We start from the raw sequence: 17,508 nt of genomic DNA, 5'->3' as shown, positions 1-17,508 counted from the left end.
ACTCTCATCGAGTAATGAATTTACACTGAAATAGTTAAATATCGACATGCTTAGCATCATAGCTAATCCGCAATACCCCTTTTTTGTACTTCATCGACTTAATCGAAAATTGGCAAATCTTTCCTAGTGAATTAACATGCGTGCCACCACATGGCACCTCATCACCTTCTGAAACGCTACAAAGACGTAAATCACCTCTTTGCCCTATCGTTACAGGATAATCACTGCTTATACTTTGATTGACCAAGCGTTCAATTTCTTTGTCATCTAATTGCTCAATAGACATTGCATCGTCACTAATTGCACCGAACTCAACACGCGACTCATCAGGAAAATGGTGTCCTTTTTGCCCTTTCCAGCCAAAACGCCCCATTTCCCAGCTTAATAAATGCCCTGTCGTATGTAATGCTGAATAATACTGACGTTGTTGTTTATCAATTTTAGCATTTACGATGCTACCAATATTAAACTCAATATCGTTAATCAAATAAGCTATAACCAAACCGCCTGAGTGTTTCTTAATACGAACAGGCTCATCATTTATCCATCCTGAATCTGCCGGTTGCCCTCCACCTTGTGGATGAAAAATATTGTCAGTTAATGCAATCCATTTTCCCTCTTCATCACTGCCTTTTTCAAGCACGGTAGTTGCGAGTTCATAAAGATAAGTATCAGTTAGATATATATTATTTTGCATAAAAGAACCTGCCTATTGATTCATACTTTGCGATACAGTATTGATTAACATCACTACAAGTAACAAACTACATAAAATGTATTATTTGTTATACCACCGCTGTTCGGTTTAAGAAACAATTTAAACACAAAAACAAACAAATGTTTTTTAATTATTTCATTTTTTCCAATAAAAAATTCAACCTACAAGATGAATGTAGATTGAATTTAAATTCAATGTTAGTTCAAAGTTATTGCAAGTAATTTTGCATAGTTTCGAACAGAGTTAGATCATCACTAAAACGAACTTGTCTGACATCCTCAAGCTTTTCAACCTGATTAATCATTTGCGATAAACGCTCATCTTTTTGAACTAATAACCAAATCCGGCTCTCATCCTTATCTTTTATCGGCATACATAAGATACCATCAACGTTAAATGCCCTGCGTGCAAATAAGCCACAAATATGTGACATAACGCCAGGATGGTTGCGGACAATAAGTTCTAATGCGATAGCATTATGTTCAAAAATCATAATTACGCTCCGATCATATCAATATTTGCGGCACCTGGCGGAACCATTGGGTAAACCTTTTGATTCACATCGATCAAGGCATGTATTAAACAAGGACCTTTACTATTCATAATGGCTTCTAATGCCATTTCAGGATCAGCCTCTGTATTTAAATCACAGGTTTGTAAGCCAAACCCCGCAGCAATTTTTATAAAATCGGTTTGGTATGGGTAAGCCGCCGCATAAATACGATTTTCAAAAAACAATTCTTGTTGTTGATGAACCATTCCCAAAGCTTGGTTGTTCATCAATACAATTTTAATATTCAGTTGATGTTCAACTGCTGTTGCTAGCTCCTGAATATTCATCATTAAGCTACCATCACCAGAAAAGCATACAATTGTTCGTTCTGGCTCTGCTAATGCTGCACCAATCGCAGCCGGAAGGCCAAAACCCATCGTGCCTAAACCACCTGAGGTTAACCACTGACGAGGACGTGATAATGGATAAACTTGTGCAGCCCACATCTGGTGCTGACCAACATCCGTGGTTACAATTGCTTCTTCACCCGCCGCACGTGCTGACGCTAACACTAAACCATAATGGGTTAATGGATTATCCGCTTCACTCAAGTTTAATGGGTAATCTTGCTTCAACTGATTAACTCTTATTATCCAATCTTCACGTTGATTCTTTTCAACTAATGGCAACAATAACTCAAGGATTTGCCCTGCATCTGCATTGATCGCAATATCTGGGCGTTTAATTTTGCTGATCTCAGCTTTATCGATATCCACATGAATAATTTTGGCATTAGGACAAAATTTTTCTGCTCGGCCAATTGCACGATCGTCAAAACGCGCACCAATAACAATTAATAGATCAGATTCTTCCATTACCATATTTGTGCTACGTGCTGCATGCATTCCTAACATACCCAAATATAGAGGATCACGTATTGGTATAGTCCCCAATGCCATCAGTGTCATGGTAGTTGGCAATGTCGCTTTTTTAGCAAAGGCAATCGCTGTTTCTGTCGACTCTGAACTAATTACACCACCTCCTAAATAGAGCACAGGGCGTTTTGCCTGATTAATCATTTCTGCTGCTTGAATCACCTTCTCCATTTCGAAGCTGGGTGCTTTATCTTTTGGTTGAATATCAGGTAAACAAGCTAATTCAATGGTTGCTGTCTGCACATCTTTTGGGATATCAATCCAAACAGGCCCTGGTCGGCCTGATTCTGCAATACGAAATGCATCACAAATGACTCGTGGTAATTCATTGATATCACGAACTAAATAATTATGTTTGGTGACGGGAATTGAGATCCCATAAGTATCAACTTCTTGAAAAGCATCAGTACCAATCATTGAGGAAGGCACTTGTCCCGTAATACAAACAAGTGGAATGGAATCAAGCTTCGCATCAGCAATTGCGGTCACTAAGTTAGTTGCTCCGGGACCACTTGATGAAATACATACCGCCGCTTTTCCTGTTGTTCGAGCAATACCTTGCGCAATAAAACCAGCACCTTGCTCATGACGTGCGAGAATATGACGTATTTTCTTACTCTGGCTTAAAGCGTCATAGAAAGGAAGTGCTGCGCCTCCTGGGATACCAGAAACAATGGTAATACCATGCTTTTCTAACAAATGAACGATTAATTCTGCGCCTGTATAACAGGTTTTATTTGATGATGTTGTGCCCGACTCACTCATAGTTTTATCCTTCACACTAGCCGGTGGATTCAGGCGGAGAGTCATAAAAAAACCCCGCCCGGTTTGCGCCGGCGGGGTTCTAAATCTGCGTTGATTCGACCCGTTACGGCGCTAAGCCCACGACCACCACCACACGCACGACCACCGCGGCACGTGGCGCGGTTAGTAGTAGGTTTGAGTGATGAAGAGTCATGTTCACGGTGTCTTCCTGTAGATTCTAGGGGGTTAAATTATTAATCATTATTTATCCTAACTGCATTTAAGAAAACACATATTATTCATAATAACAATCATTTTTTCCGTTTTTACCCAGCATAAAGCCAAAATGAGACTAATATCACACTACGAAATAATAGAGTATTTATCTGAAATCAGCATACAAACCAGTTAAAATATCCAGATTAAAATATCAGCAATATTTAAATACCTCTATTAACACTCACCCTCTTGACTTCAAGTTAACTTGAAGTTGTAGAATCCTTACAACTAAAAGCTATCAACAATAAATATTTAAGCGATGGCATTTAATTTGGACGTAATTTTTAATTTATTTTTGTTATTATAGAGGGTGTTATGCCAAAAACTGTTTGGTGGTTAACCATAGCTCTGGCACTATTCACGACTGGAAATGCAATTGTACTTTCTGTCGCCGTCGTAATTGGAGAGGCGCTTTCCAGTGATCCAACTTATTCAACTATTCCGTTATTAAGTCAATATATAGGCCTAATTATGGCAACCATTCCAATTGCGCATTTAATGCAGAAATACTCACGAAGGTTCGGTTTTATTCTGGGAAATATCAGTGGAATGGTTGGAGCGATTTTATCGATTGTCGGCATTATTTATCATGATTTAATTTATTTCTCAATTGGCTTATTTTTTACTGGAATAGCAATTGGTACCGCCCAGCAATTTCGTTTTGCGACATTAGAGGAATCGCCTAAATATTTACAGGCAAAAGCTATTGGTCTCGTGATGAGTGGTGGGATTGCAGCAGCTTTAATCGGGCCAACACTTGCAGTCACAACACAACGATTTTTTACTGAATATCCGTTTGCAGGGCCTTTTAGCACATTAGTCGGGATCTATTTTATCGCCTTTATTTTATTATTATTAGTGCCATTAAAGAAAATTCCTAAACAACAGCAAGATACCACAAAGATCAAACGCAGTTATAAGCAATTGTATTCACAACCGATACTAAAATTAATTGTCGTGGTAAGTGCTATTGGTTATGCTTTAGTCGTTTTTACCTTTGCATCAATTCCATTATCAATGAAACAACATGATTTTCCATTTTCATCTATAGCAATTGTCTTTCAGTTCCATGTGCTTGGCATGTTCGCTCCATCATTTTTTACAGGGCACTTAATGCACCGCATCGGCGCTAAAAAGATTATTTTTGCAGGTATTCTGTTATTGATTTTATCAGCAATAATGAATCTATTCGGAACGAATTTTTATAATTATCTACTGTCAGGAATATTTGTTGGCGTAGCGTGGAATTTAATTCTTATCAGTACAACTAACTTATTACCTAATAGCTATGAAGCTCATGAAAGAGCAAAAGTGCAAGGAATGACAGACTTTATGATTTATTCGTTTGGTGCATTAGGAAGTCTTGGTGCTGGTATATTATTTTTCACCCTCGGCTGGCAATTAATGAATACGATTTCTATTGCCATCGCTGCCGTTATTCTTATCACTTACTTATCATTAAAAAAACATATTCCACAGTGAATTTTAGCATCTGGGAGGCATTAAGCGCTATATGAGCGCTTAATGCCTATCAACGCAAAATTTTTCAATGATGCTTGAAGGGGGGATTTTATCTAATCACAAAGTGAACATTCCTTATATAATAAAGCCAAGTTTAACATTCAGTTTAAATGAAAATCATTTAATTTAGATTAAATTAATATCACACTATAAACAAAAAACAACAGTATAACTTATAATAATTTAAATGTTATTAAATTAACAATCAACCTCAAATAAAAAAACAATTTAACAAACATCTTGCACAGTAATGAATATTGATCTATTTTTACATTCACAAAACAACTGTAGACTAAAACCAATTAATAAAAATAAAAAATATAAACAGATGCACTTCTGTTTAATCACCCCATGAAAATATGCTTTTTATTATTTTTATAATAAGGAAAATTATGATTAGTGACAAAATAATAGGAAAACCCACATCACAACGTAAATATTTAACTAATACAATAAAGCCCAAACAAAGTTGGAAAAATCATAAAAATCATTTCGAAAGTGCAATCTTTGATCCATGGTATAAATCAATAACTAAAATACATTCTCTTATTTCAGCTAAAACAAGCGATTTTTTTAATTCCAGAGGGTTATTTCCAGTACTTTTACCAGTCACTACAGGCTCTATATCGAGTCCGATGGGGCTTGGTTCGGACTCAATACCTGTAAAAATTAATCTCGGGGGTGTAGATACTTATTTAGCTGACTCAATGCAATTTTTACTTGAATACGCTCTAAGACTAAATGACAAAGGAGTATACTACCTCATGCCTACCTTCAGGGGTGAAGAACAAGACAAGCGTCATTTAAATCAATTCTATCATGCAGAAAGTGAAATCATCGGTAGCCTTGATGACATTATTGAGCTAGCAAGTTCGTATGTGATATACCTCTGTGATTATTTCTTAGAAAATGAAAAATCTATATTATCGCAATTTACTGATAACTTAGAACATCTTAAAAAACTTTCTGCACTTAAAAATAATATACCACGATTAAAATTTAAAGATGCAATAGAATTATTAAATAATGATTCACTATATATTATTAAACATGATTCTGGATTTAAAAAAATAACTAATAAAGGTGAAGAGAAATTAATTGAACTATTTGATGGTGCAGTTTGGTTAACTCATTTTCCAAGTCTATCAGTACCTTTCTATCAAGCAGATTCATCTGAGCAAGGATACTCACTTACAGCAGATTTATTGATGGGAATAGGTGAAACATTAGGTGCGGGAGAAAGAAATACATATGCTGAAGATGTCATAAATAACTTAAATGATAGAAATGTATCCAGAGAAGAGTATGAGTGGTATATAAGAATGAGAGAGTTAATGCCACTGAGGACATCAGGATTTGGGATGGGAGTTGAAAGGTTTATTCTATGGTTAATTAATCATGATGATATTCGAGATTGTCAGTTGCTCCCCCGTATTCACGGAGAAAATATCTTACCATAATCATTTAATCTTCAGACCTAATTTTAAAAATCCACTATTTATCACTATATTATTTTATATCCAAGGTCAAAAATGAAAAAATTAACTTTAGAATCAATTCCAACGATTAAATATTTCCCCATGATCGGTATTGTTAAAGAAACTAATCGGCCACCTGGAGGAATGAGTAGTATAAGAAAAATAGCCCAGAACGCATTTTTGAATAGTAACAAAAAAGTATTAGAAGTAGGTACTGCTACAGGTATAACTGCAATCGAGCTAGCGAAGCTTACTGGCTGTAAAGTAACGGCAATTGATATTGATGAAAACAATCTTTCAGTCGCTTATAGTCAAGCAATCAGGGAAAATGTTTCGGAATTAATCTCTTTTGAACAAATAGATGCTATTAATACACCGTATCTAGATAAAACTTTTGATATGGTTTTCTGTGGTAATGTAATTTCATACTTTGATGACAAAATAAAAGCTATCAAAGAATATGATCGCATATTAAAAGATAATGGGCTCATTGCCGCAATCCCAATGTACTATATCAAAAAACCACAAGAGTCACTTGTAGATGAAGTTTCAAACGCTATCGACGTCAAAATCAAGCCTTTATACAAAAAAGATTGGATTGAATTCTTCAGCTTACCAAACTACGAGATTATTTATTGTGAGAATTTTTCTTTCGATGATATCTCCGATGAAAAAGTGACAGAATATATTAATACTATTTTTAGCCAACAGCACTTAGAAGAACTCCCCCTTGAAATTTATGATGCGCTATATAAAAGATATAGCTATTTCATGAAGCTATTTAGAACTAATTTATCACATATGGGTTTTTCTTTAATTCTTATTAGAAAAGTGACATGTTCTACTGAACCTGAGTTGTTTACCGCTAGTCCAGTACTCGACTAATACAAAAATATTTAGTCATTTATAATAAACTCTGAAACAATTATATTTATATCAAAATTACAGGTGATAAATGGCTAAAATCACTATTGTTGCACCTGCCAATACTATGCGAAATTTAGATACAAAAATGATAAATATTGGCATAAAAAATCTATCAAATCTTGGGCATACCATTTCAATTAACAAAGAATCGTTTTTTGACATAGACAATATTGGAGGTACTATTACTCAACGAGCATCTAGCGTAAATAGTGCAATATTAAATAAAAATACAGATATAATTATGGCAGCCTTTGGCGGCTATAATTGTAACGACTTAATTGAACATATTGATTTTGTAGAACTTTATCGCACTAAAAAATCATTAATTGGATATAGTGACATTACAACCTTACTTAATGCTTATTATACAATTACTGGTGGAATTAGTTTTCATGGACCTGGATTTGGAACCTTTTGCGACCCCAATTTACCCAAAGATACGATTAATGGCTTTATCAAAGCTCTAAATTTAAAAAATAGCGAAGAAAGAATTATACAACCTAACGTAACTGCCAGTGACCTATGGTTTTTAAAAAATGATTTTACTCCTCGTGAATGGAAACCCCATCCTAAATGGAGGGCTATTAACGAAGGAGAAACCAAAGGTACACTAATAGGAGGGAATATTGAGTCTTTGTTAAATCTTATAGGAACGAAATATTGTCCGGATTTTAATAATAAAGTTCTATTACTTGAATCAAGTTTTAACACTAATCCGAATCAATTTAGGATGTGGGTATCTCACCTTCAAGCATGTGGAGTATTTAATAAAATATCAGGTTTATTAATAGGAAATTTCACCGAATGCTCTATAAAAAAATTTAGTGATTCATATTTAGATATTTTAATTTCAGAGTTTGTTCCAAGAACTATTCCTATACTTGCTAATTTCTCATCTTCGCATACAGACCCAATATTAACCGTACCAATCGGAGGTGTTATTCATATGAAGCTAAGTGATAATAAAATTGAAATTTATATGTCTTTAACATAACCAATTAAATAATAATGTAACTTGCAATCATAGCGCATCAATTTCTGTCGTTATTAAAAAATTAATTTCTAAAGGAAACATATGAATAATAGCTTAATTGTAGATCCAAACAAGTTTATTTCCTATTTACGAGATAAAGGATACTTGCAAGGTTCAATACCCAAAACAGTAATTATCATTTTTTTGAAAAGCCTAATGGAAGATTGCAAAAAAAATTACAGATTAAATAAAACCGAAGGATTTGATGCTGGAGAACTTTATATTCTATCTGACTATAAATCTATAGGAATTTTTTACTGTAGAGGAATAGGTGCTCCTGTCGCAGTTATAAATTTGGAAGAGTTAATTGCTTTTGGAGTACAAAATTTTATTGTCATTGGTACTTCCGGAGCATTAAGCCTGAATCTTTCAATAGCAGATATTATTCTATGTAATAGTGCTCTCAGAGAAGAAGGAACTTCAAGACACTACATTTCTGATGGGTATATATTTTCACCAACGGAAAAGTGGCATAACGACCTTAAAACATTTTTGAATACGAATATACCTTTGATTACAGAAGGCAGAACTTGGACTACTGATGCACCGTATCGGGAGACCAAATCAAAAGTAATGAGCTTACAGCAACAAGGGGTTTTATGCGTTGAAATGGAAGCATCCGCGCTATTTGCTGTAGCTGAATTCCATAAAGTCAATATCGCATCAGTATTTGTAATCAGCGATTCATTGGCAGACTTAACGTGGAAACCGCATTTTTTTTCAGAAAAAGTAACTAAGTCACTTATTCAAACTATTAATTATGCAGTAAAATTCTCCGATAATATAAAGGACTAATTATGTTAGAGATAGTAGAGTTTGGCCATATTAATATTGTTGTAGAGGATATTGATGAAGCCACAAATTTTTATCAATCTCTATTTGGTTTTGAACTAATTCAATCATTTCCGCATTTTAAAAATGCAGGTTTTGCGAAAGGTGCTGGATTTTTGGACGGATCTGAGCAAGTAGTTGTGTCTATAAATTTCCTTAAGATCCCTAATACTACCATTTTTTTAGAAATTATTAGCTATATTAATCCCAAATCAATTAATCCACCTAAAAAATTCTTACCGAATGAATTAGGCGGACCTAGGCATATAGCATTACGAGTGAAAAATATTCATAATGCATTTAATAAAATTAAGTCTTTCCCTGGTGTTTTTCCCATTAACCTCAGTTCAGATTATAAACCTCATCAATTAGACTCCGTATATCCCGATGATTTTTTCTTCGCAAATGCAAGCTTAGAATCAAATTTAAATATAAAATTAAAATCATCAATAATTTCAAGTTCAATTAGTTTTGTATATTTTACTGATAAATTTGGCGTGACATGGGAATTAGAAGAGGAGCCAACAGCTGCTGATGACCCTGCATTATCTGAATAACTAACACTTCCTGGGAAGGATTATATATGCGTATTGCACACATAATGCTAAGGGTTTCTAATCTTACCCGATCCATTAAATTTTATACTGAAATACTTAATATGGATTTGCTTATATGTAAAGATTTTCCGAATGGTAAATTCACCATTGCTTATGTTGGGTATGGCGGAGAATTTGATGGTGCATTGATTGAATTGACTCATAATTGGGAAATTACTGAATACGAAATCGGGAATGGATTTGGTCATATAGCCATATATACTGAAGATGTATTTGCTATATGCGACAAAATAATTTTAAATGGCGGGAACGTAGTGCGAATGCCCGGCCCTAAAAAATATGGGGAAACAATAATTGCGTTTGCAACGGATCCTGATGGTTATCAAATTGAATTTGTAGAATACAAAAAAACTCACTCCATCAATAGATTAAATAATTAAATAATTAAATAATTAAATAATTAAATAATTAAATAATTAAATAATTAAATAATTAAATAATTAAATAATTAAATAATTAAATAATTAAATAATTAAATAATAGGTGATACTTAAATTTATGTCCATAGAAACAAATGAAATCTACAACGCTAAAGATATCGAATATGAAGCACAATCATACTGGTTGTTAGAAAAAACTTTTCTTGCGGATGAGAATAACTCCGGCGAAAAATTCTATTCACTTTGTATGTTCCCTTATCCTAGTGGCAATATTCATATGGGTCATGTTAGAAACTACTCCATAGGCGATGCTATTATTCGTTATAAAAAAATGTGTGGAAAAAACATATTTCAACCCATGGGATGGGATGCTTTTGGGTTACCAGCCGAAAATGCAGCTATTAAAAATAAAACTCATCCTGCCTCTTGGACATACACAAATATAAACAACATGCGAAAGCAACTAAAACAAATGGGGTATGGATACGATTGGTCTAGAGAGATATCTACCTGTTCTCCTGATTACTACAAATGGGAACAGTGGCTTTTTTTAAGATTATATGAAAGAGGACTCGCATATAAGAAAAAATCAATCGTTAATTGGGATCCTGTAGACGAAACGGTTCTTGCCAATGAACAAGTTATAAATGGACGCGGGTGGCGTTCAGATGCTTTAGTAGAGAAAAGAGAAATCTCTCAATGGTTTTTAAAAATTACAGATTATGCAGAAGAATTACTCGATGGCTTAGATCATTTGGAAGAATGGCCTGTTCAAGTTAAAGCAATGCAAAAAAATTGGATTGGAAAATCTGTAGGCGCCCAGATTAAATTCAAGATCAAAGACACTGAAGAGATAGTTGAAGTCTTTACATCCAGACCCGATACAATTTTTGGTTGCAGTTTTATCGCACTAGCTTCAGATCACATTTTTGTACGAAAGTTAGCGGAGCAAAGATCTAACATAAAACTTTTTACCGATAAATGTAGGCAAATGTCTACGGCTGAATCTGATTTAGCAACACTAATAAAGAAAGGTATTCACACGGGCTTTACCGCTATCAATCCGTTAAACGGAGAAGAAATACCAATATGGATAGCTAATTATATTTTGTCTGACTATGGGACTGGAGCAATAATGGGGGTTCCAGCACATGATGAACGTGATCACGAGTTTGCTAGCCTCTATAACTTACCCATCAAGCAAGTCATAAAATCTATTGATGAACAAAATACCAATATTGAGAATTTGTTTATCGGAAAAGGAGTTTTAATAAACTCAGGTCAATTTAATGGGCTATCAAGTGAAGAAGCTATTAATAAAATCATTCAACAGCTAAATAAAAAAGGAGCTGCAACGCTAGAGACGAAATATAGACTTCGAGATTGGGGAGTTTCTCGCCAACGCTATTGGGGAGCTCCAATACCAATCATCTATTGTGCTGATTGTGGAACTGTGCCGGTACCTGAAGACGATCTTCCTGTTGTACTCCCAGAACAGTTTGAATTCACAGATAAATCAAATGTGCTTAAAAATATACCTGAATTTTATCACGTGAATTGCCCTTCTTGTGGAAAAAATGCCGTTAGAGAAACGGATACTTTTGATACTTTTGTCGAATCATCTTGGTATTATGCTCGGTTTACATGTGCTGACCAACAGAACATGATGTTAGATAAAAGAACTAATTATTGGGCTCCCGTCGATTTATACATTGGAGGAATAGAGCATGCTATTTTACACTTACTGTATGCAAGATTTATTCATAAAGTAATGCGTGATGAAGGATTACTAACATCGAACGAGCCGTTTACCCGTTTATTTACCCAAGGAATGGTGCTTAAAGACGGCACAAAAATGTCTAAATCAAAAGGAAATGTAGTAAATCCTCAAGATTATATTGATAAATATGGAGCTGATACCTTACGTCTCTTTATCATGTTTAGCGCCCCTCCTGATCAGCGGCTTGAATGGTCAGATGCTGGAGTTGATGGCTCTTATAAGTTTATTAATAAACTATGGAATACAGTACATCGCTATACCAATAGTAACTTAACCAAACAGTTTCACTCAAATAAAGCTATTACTATTGAACAGACAAGCTTAAGAAGAAAACTCCATGAAACCTTAGAGAAAGTCACTGATGTTATGGAGACAAGACTAAGCTTCAATACTGCAATTGCTGCTGTAATGGAGTTGATGAACACATATAATAAATTTGTGATAAATAGCCAGGAAGACAAAACAGTAGCGCAAGAAGTATTAGATTGCATCGTTATTATGTTATCTCCTATTATTCCTCATGTTACACATGTTCTATGGCGTATCCTAGGGCATGACAATGCGCTTATTACTGAAAAATGGCCTAAAGTAGATGAATTAGCTATTATTCAAGATACCGTCACTATTGCAGTTCAAATAAACGGAAAATTGCGTGCTCAGCACCTTATCTGTATCGATGCTTCAGAACAAATGGTAAAAGATGAATTATTTTCCCTAAGAGAAGTTCAAAAATATATTACAGGAAAGAATATAAATCGAATCATCATTGTTCCTAATAAGCTCGTGAATATAGTAACGAATTAAATCATTAAAAAAATAACGCACATTTAATGATACTATTATCCTAGTGGAAATAACTCTTATTAAATTAGAGTTATTTCTTTTTCTAACATAAAAATAATATGCCAAATTAATTCGATATGCATGATAGTAACAAGAGAAGATTTTGCTAGACGTACAATTATCTATGTAGTTAAGATAATTGAGAGTAATAAATAATCATGTAGCTAGAAGTATTAATGGTATAGATTATATTGAGTGTTCACATGAAATTAACCAAACAACTATTCATTGAAAAGTATCGCTTACCTACAATTTTAGCTCAAAATTCAACTATATCTTTATTAAACTCTGGACCTTTTTATCAAATTATAGAAAAAGGAATACCTATATTCTTACCTATTGGTAATAAAATATTAACTGCGATTGAGCATTGCTGTATTCAAGAAGCTGAAAAATTCGAATTTAATCATATGGATATAACCCAATTAATCCCGACTGATATTTTATCATTGGGTGAACAATTCCATAACGGTTTTCTTGAACAATTTATTTTTCTAAAAGGAAAAATGGCACGCTACCATTTGCTATCAACACCTGAGCCACTATTATTACATATCCTTAAAGAAGGACTTCAAAGTTATAGGCAGCTACCAATAAAAATAATGCTTTCAACTAAATTTTATCGCCAACTTAGCCAAGTTCAAAGTATTCTAAAAACAAGAGAGTTTAAAATGCTTGCTGGTGCTTGTTTATATGAAGATATATCTAAGAAAGAATTAACCATTATATTATTTCATAGATACACCTTACATTTAGCTAATTTTTTCTGTATACCTATTGAGTATACTTATAATAAAGAACGAAATTTTTACGAATATTTTTATATTCATAATGATGGAGAAGAGCGTTTTAATGGTGTTTCTGCTATAAGTTTAGCAATGGCATATGAATATGGAAAAGATAAAAAAGTAGCAGCTCGCTATTGTAACACTTCAAATAAAAATATGAATGCAAAGTTCGTCACTTATGGCTTAGGACTCCAACGACTATTTTTTATTATTTTTGACTATTATCGCGATTGCAAAGGATTCAATCTACCCCAAAAAATACGCCCATTTGATATTGCAATAATCCCCTTTAATAATAAAGATATATGTAAATGCATGAATTTTATAAATCATTTAAACATTCCGGAAAGTCGGATATTGATAGATGATCGCCGGAAAATTAAACGAATCGAAAAAGAACATTTTTCTGATTATCTTGGAATTCCTCATAAATTAATTATTCACAATCAAGAAATAGTCATTAAGAGCAGAGACAACAATAAATACTTAGATGAACCTCACCTATCATCAATTATAAAAAAAGATGCATATAGATACTTCAACATTAAAACTGATTAAAAATTAATTTTTATAATTACCAATCAATAAATTAAAGATAAATTTAAGACATTAATTCCTAGTTAATGAGTCTAAAAGGAAAAATAATGATAAAGAAAATACTAGGAGCAGCCATAGTTTATATAGGGTTACCATCCAATATCTATTTCATCGCCATAGCAAGACTCATTCTTGGCTTAGGTAATTTTATTTTACCTTTTATGTTGCTACTGCTGACTGAGCGATTCAATTACTCAGCAACAATTGCAACCTCTTTGACTATGGGGGTTACGGGGGCATATTTTATCGGTAGTATGTTAGGAGGCAAGTTATCAGATAAGATCGGTCATAAACACGTTTTCGTATACGGAGAGCTTGCCGGTGCTGTTGTTTTACTCGCATGTGGGTTTTTCTTAAGTACTCCTATCGTTATCCCTTTCTTATTATTCGGGGCCTATTTATTTTTTGGTTTAGCACTCCCTGCAAGTAATGCATTAGTAGCTGATTTATCAAATCCTAAGAATCGAGATGCAATAATGTCCTTAAGTTACCTAGCATTTAATTTAGGCTCATCCGTCGGTCCTCTTGTTGCAGGATATCTATTTTGGGATCATACCCATTGGATATTTTGGGGGAATGGTTTAACGTCTCTGATAGGAGCACTAATCGTTTTATTTGGTGTGACATCTATTTATAAAGAAAAAATAACAACTCAAAAAGTATTATCGAACGTAGAATTTGAGCAACCTATTGCAGGTACTATCTGGACGATACTATCTGAAAGACCAAGAATTATTATTTTTTCATTTCTATGTTCTTTAATGTGGGTGGTTATGACTCAAATGACTGTAGCTAACCCACTGTATTTGAATTTTATGTTTGATAGCTATGGTCCTGTTCTATTTGGGCAACTCTGTACTTTCTCCTGTTTAGCTATTGTTTTAATAACGCCTATATTAATAACGTTAACTTCAAAAAAATCGGATATTATTACTCTTGCCTATTCGGGTATTTTTTTCTCAGTTGGCTATTTACTTGTTATGTCAGGAAAAATGATACCAACACAGTTTATTGCGTGGTTTTTCTTATCAGCAGGTGAAATTCTACTTTATACGAAAGAAGGGATCTATTTAGCAAACCAATCTCCAATAAGTCATAGAGGACGAATCCAAAGTTTTTCAATCTCTATACGATATATTTTCCTTATGCCAAGTTTTATATTGATTGGTTTCGCCATTGATAATTTTGGATATCAATATACATGGATGCTCATCATACTTATCGCCGTATTGCCTACATTTGGATTTATTATCATGGACAAATTTTTAAGAAAAAATAATTTAATCGATAACGCTAACAAAACACATTCAGAGAATATCAGAGATTAAAATAACGCTGCCCGCAAGCTGCCACTGATAGCCGCTCTTCATCCGCGATGGCTTTACTATTTTGACTCCACTTTAAACTATTTTTATCACCTATGAATGCATAAAATCACTCCGGCTTCTTTTTCGTATCCGTTGCTGGATGCAAACGCATCAGCAATATCATCGCCACAAAACAAGCGATCCCAGCACACAGCATCGCAAGATGAAAACCACTCTCCATGGCTATCGTATAGCGAACGATAAAATCAGTCACAGCCGACGAAGGCAGATGTCGCATCACCGCAAGCTTAGCAATCTGCGCTGCATCATCAATACCGCTAGCGCCAAGGGAACTGGTGAGTGTACGAATCGCCTGCCCACTCATTAACGTACCGAGTAATGCAATACCGATAGTCATTCCTGCTTGACGCAGTGCATTCATCAAGGCCGAAACCGACCCTGCTTGCTCTGAGGGAGCCATGGCCATCACCAACATACTAATGCCCGGCACCTATCCCCAGCAGAGCAAATAATCCCCCGACTAGCCAGTAAGATGTCTGAGCATGCAGTAGCACCATAGCGGTCATCGACAGCCCTGACACTGCGAAACCGGTAACTATTAATCCACGCATTGGTAGCCTTGCACTGATACGACCAAAGAGCAGTGATACCAAACCAGTGACAGCGAACAATGGTAACATACGCCAACCCGCATCTGCTGGCGCCCAGCCCTGAACCTGTTGCAGAAAAATCGAGAAGAAGAACAAACAGCTGTAATAAGAAAAGCCAAGAATAAATGATGCTACATTTAAGCTGACAAATGCCTGTTTACGTAACAATTTCAACGGCAGTAGCGGTCGTGAGGTTCGTTTCTCTACCAGAGCGAAAAGGATAAAACCTACCACGGCGAAAGTAAGAATAGTCAGCGGTAATATGCCACTAAAACCGTAATTACCTGCCTCAATCATTCCCCATGCCAGCGCCCCCAAAGATAAAATCCCCAGCAGCTGTCCCACAGTATCCAGAGCTGCATGATTGGGATATTTACGCTCAGGTATTCCCCAACCCCCTACAACAAATGCCACTAAACACAATGGAATATTAACCAAAAAAATACTCTGCCAACCCAGCCATTCAAGCAGAATTCCTCCTAACAGCGGGCCAAGAATAAGCGACAACGCGCTAAAAGCAGACCATCCACCTATAACATGTGCACGCTGGCGAGCATCGGGAAAAGCGTGACTCAAGATAGGCATTGCTCCTGAAATGAGTAATGCCGCGGACCCCCCTTGGATCGCTCGTCCAGTCAACAGCACCACTAAGTTAGGTGCCATACCACATAGTACTGATCCCGAGGTAAACAACACCAAGCCACACAACCAAGCTCGCTTATGACCATATCGGTCAGCAAGTGGTCCAGCGCAAAGCATAAAAGCAGACAGGCAAATAGCGTAGGCATTAATCACCCACTGTAAGCCGGCAATATTAGTATGTAGTGCGCTCTGCATTGTCGGTAAAGCTACGTTAACGATACTGATATCCAGTGAGGCAAGAAAAGTCCCCAGATAGGCTGCTGCCAGTGCTGCATGATGACGGCTTAAACGCATGATAATCTCTGATGTGATGAGCTTGTTATACTCAACCTTACCAACTGACCGTCGGTCGGTCAATTGGTGGTTAATACACTGATCAATCCGTAAATCAGCATAGGTTCTCCTGTCCTTACAAGGCGCTGTTGACCTTTGAAGGCCAATTTTCATTCGAATTAAAGATCTTTCTTAAGGTAACAAGAGGCAAGGCGAGAGAGCTGCCGCTTAGTAAACTAAGTAAGCTCCTCTTAACATAGAATAAAATGAGTGAAACGTTCTTTAATCGAGCACTAAGGGATTTTTATTAGAAATTTAGATTTATGATGATGTTTTTTTAATCGGCTTAATACTTAGCATGATGAGATTGCTGCTGTTTTGATCATTTGACACAGTAAAAATAAGCAGTAAAGATCGACAGCCCTAGGGGCTGTTGATCTTTGTGTAAAAATTGCTCATCAGTGTTTTGGTAACCACATCATAATCAATGATAATGCGACCATCGATGAGTAATTTATCGCCAATTTGTCATATCGACTTGATATCGCTCTAAAATGTTTAATCCGAGCAAATGCATTTTCAACAAAATGTCGGAGCTTATAAAGCTCCCAATCCATATGATCATTATTTAAAAGATTCACTTTTCGCCCT

Annotated in this window: 16 protein-coding genes and 1 pseudogene; 10 read left to right on the top strand and 7 right to left on the bottom strand. The window is 35.2% G+C overall.

Annotated features, from left to right (window positions below):
- Positions 1-34: 34 nt before the first annotated feature.
- The 4 genes from OOA_RS19175 to ivbL form a co-directional block, all read right to left on the bottom strand.
- Positions 35-697 (bottom strand): alanyl-tRNA editing protein, encoded by a 663-nt coding sequence (locus tag OOA_RS19175; RefSeq protein ID WP_008913834.1) that lies wholly within the window; start codon positions 695-697, stop codon positions 35-37.
- Positions 698-926: 229 nt separating this feature from the next.
- A complete protein-coding gene (gene ilvN, locus OOA_RS19170) occupies positions 927-1,211 on the bottom strand; it encodes an acetolactate synthase small subunit (RefSeq protein ID WP_008913833.1) in 285 nt (94 codons plus the stop codon).
- A 2-nt stretch (positions 1,212-1,213) separates the two neighbouring features.
- Positions 1,214-2,911 (bottom strand): acetolactate synthase large subunit, encoded by a 1,698-nt coding sequence (gene ilvB, locus OOA_RS19165; RefSeq protein ID WP_008913832.1) that lies wholly within the window; start codon positions 2,909-2,911, stop codon positions 1,214-1,216.
- A gap of 103 nt (positions 2,912-3,014) precedes the next feature.
- Positions 3,015-3,104, bottom strand: coding sequence for an ilvB operon leader peptide IvbL (gene ivbL, locus OOA_RS20535; RefSeq protein ID WP_154598840.1), 90 nt, complete (start codon positions 3,102-3,104; stop codon positions 3,015-3,017).
- Between the two features lie 380 nt (positions 3,105-3,484).
- Between ivbL and OOA_RS19160 the strand changes: the two genes are divergently transcribed.
- The 10 genes from OOA_RS19160 (at position 3,485) to OOA_RS19115 (ending at position 15,292) form a co-directional block, all read left to right on the top strand.
- Positions 3,485-4,651, top strand: a complete 1,167-nt coding sequence (locus OOA_RS19160; protein WP_008913831.1) for an MFS transporter — start codon at positions 3,485-3,487, stop codon at positions 4,649-4,651.
- Between the two features lie 431 nt (positions 4,652-5,082).
- Positions 5,083-6,150, top strand: a complete 1,068-nt coding sequence (locus OOA_RS19155) for an asparagine synthetase A (protein ID WP_008913830.1) — start codon at positions 5,083-5,085, stop codon at positions 6,148-6,150.
- Positions 6,151-6,222: 72 nt separating this feature from the next.
- A complete protein-coding gene (locus OOA_RS19150) occupies positions 6,223-7,053 on the top strand; it encodes a class I SAM-dependent methyltransferase (RefSeq protein ID WP_008913829.1) in 831 nt (276 codons plus the stop codon).
- Positions 7,054-7,123: 70 nt separating this feature from the next.
- A complete protein-coding gene (locus OOA_RS19145) occupies positions 7,124-8,089 on the top strand; it encodes an LD-carboxypeptidase (protein ID WP_008913828.1) in 966 nt (321 codons plus the stop codon).
- Positions 8,090-8,170: 81 nt separating this feature from the next.
- Positions 8,171-8,923, top strand: a complete 753-nt coding sequence (locus tag OOA_RS19140) for a nucleoside phosphorylase (RefSeq protein ID WP_008913827.1) — start codon at positions 8,171-8,173, stop codon at positions 8,921-8,923.
- 2 nt (positions 8,924-8,925) lie between these two features.
- Complete coding sequence (locus OOA_RS19135; protein ID WP_008913826.1) at positions 8,926-9,516, top strand: VOC family protein; 591 nt, start codon at positions 8,926-8,928, stop codon at positions 9,514-9,516.
- A gap of 26 nt (positions 9,517-9,542) precedes the next feature.
- Complete coding sequence (gene gloA / locus OOA_RS19130) at positions 9,543-9,956, top strand: lactoylglutathione lyase (protein ID WP_008913825.1); 414 nt, start codon at positions 9,543-9,545, stop codon at positions 9,954-9,956.
- Positions 9,957-10,074: 118 nt separating this feature from the next.
- Positions 10,075-12,540: a leucine--tRNA ligase gene (leuS, locus tag OOA_RS19125; protein WP_008913824.1), complete on the top strand. Its 2,466-nt coding sequence runs from the start codon at positions 10,075-10,077 to the stop codon at positions 12,538-12,540.
- Positions 12,541-12,782: 242 nt separating this feature from the next.
- Positions 12,783-13,925 (top strand): class-II aminoacyl-tRNA synthetase family protein, encoded by a 1,143-nt coding sequence (locus OOA_RS19120; protein ID WP_008913823.1) that lies wholly within the window; start codon positions 12,783-12,785, stop codon positions 13,923-13,925.
- A gap of 86 nt (positions 13,926-14,011) precedes the next feature.
- Positions 14,012-15,292, top strand: a complete 1,281-nt coding sequence (locus tag OOA_RS19115) for an MFS transporter (protein ID WP_008913822.1) — start codon at positions 14,012-14,014, stop codon at positions 15,290-15,292.
- Between the two features lie 106 nt (positions 15,293-15,398).
- Here the strand turns inward: OOA_RS19115 and OOA_RS20775 are convergent, their stop codons facing one another.
- From OOA_RS20775 to OOA_RS20210, 3 genes and pseudogenes are all read right to left on the bottom strand, one after another.
- On the bottom strand, positions 15,399-15,752 hold the full coding sequence (locus OOA_RS20775) for an MFS transporter (RefSeq protein ID WP_201764613.1): 354 nt from the start codon (positions 15,750-15,752) through the stop codon (positions 15,399-15,401).
- Positions 15,753-15,768: 16 nt separating this feature from the next.
- On the bottom strand, positions 15,769-17,031 hold the full coding sequence (locus OOA_RS19110; protein WP_201764612.1) for an MFS transporter: 1,263 nt from the start codon (positions 17,029-17,031) through the stop codon (positions 15,769-15,771).
- 284 nt (positions 17,032-17,315) lie between these two features.
- Positions 17,316-17,508, bottom strand: a pseudogene (locus OOA_RS20210) (IS5/IS1182 family transposase); the annotation flags it as partial.

Source organism: Providencia burhodogranariea DSM 19968, from assembly GCF_000314855.2.
In the GTDB taxonomy this organism is placed as follows: Bacteria; Pseudomonadota; Gammaproteobacteria; order Enterobacterales; family Enterobacteriaceae; genus Providencia; species Providencia burhodogranariea.
The sequence above is the reverse complement of the archived record's forward strand: the minus strand, read 5'-3'. Positions and strand labels throughout refer to the sequence as shown.

Coding starts and splice junctions, on each gene's coding strand:
- OOA_RS19175 (WP_008913834.1), bottom strand. CDS start 697: ATGCAAAATAATATATATCTAACTGATACTTATCTTTATGAACTCGCA.
- ilvN (WP_008913833.1), bottom strand. CDS start 1,211: ATGATTTTTGAACATAATGCTATCGCATTAGAACTTATTGTCCGCAAC.
- ilvB (WP_008913832.1), bottom strand. CDS start 2,911: ATGAGTGAGTCGGGCACAACATCATCAAATAAAACCTGTTATACAGGC.
- ivbL (WP_154598840.1), bottom strand. CDS start 3,104: ATGACTCTTCATCACTCAAACCTACTACTAACCGCGCCACGTGCCGCG.
- OOA_RS19160 (WP_008913831.1), top strand. CDS start 3,485: ATGCCAAAAACTGTTTGGTGGTTAACCATAGCTCTGGCACTATTCACG.
- OOA_RS19155 (WP_008913830.1), top strand. CDS start 5,083: ATGATTAGTGACAAAATAATAGGAAAACCCACATCACAACGTAAATAT.
- OOA_RS19150 (WP_008913829.1), top strand. CDS start 6,223: ATGAAAAAATTAACTTTAGAATCAATTCCAACGATTAAATATTTCCCC.
- OOA_RS19145 (WP_008913828.1), top strand. CDS start 7,124: ATGGCTAAAATCACTATTGTTGCACCTGCCAATACTATGCGAAATTTA.
- OOA_RS19140 (WP_008913827.1), top strand. CDS start 8,171: ATGAATAATAGCTTAATTGTAGATCCAAACAAGTTTATTTCCTATTTA.
- OOA_RS19135 (WP_008913826.1), top strand. CDS start 8,926: ATGTTAGAGATAGTAGAGTTTGGCCATATTAATATTGTTGTAGAGGAT.
- gloA (WP_008913825.1), top strand. CDS start 9,543: ATGCGTATTGCACACATAATGCTAAGGGTTTCTAATCTTACCCGATCC.
- leuS (WP_008913824.1), top strand. CDS start 10,075: ATGTCCATAGAAACAAATGAAATCTACAACGCTAAAGATATCGAATAT.
- OOA_RS19120 (WP_008913823.1), top strand. CDS start 12,783: ATGAAATTAACCAAACAACTATTCATTGAAAAGTATCGCTTACCTACA.
- OOA_RS19115 (WP_008913822.1), top strand. CDS start 14,012: ATGATAAAGAAAATACTAGGAGCAGCCATAGTTTATATAGGGTTACCA.
- OOA_RS20775 (WP_201764613.1), bottom strand. CDS start 15,752: ATGGCTCCCTCAGAGCAAGCAGGGTCGGTTTCGGCCTTGATGAATGCA.
- OOA_RS19110 (WP_201764612.1), bottom strand. CDS start 17,031: ATGAAAATTGGCCTTCAAAGGTCAACAGCGCCTTGTAAGGACAGGAGA.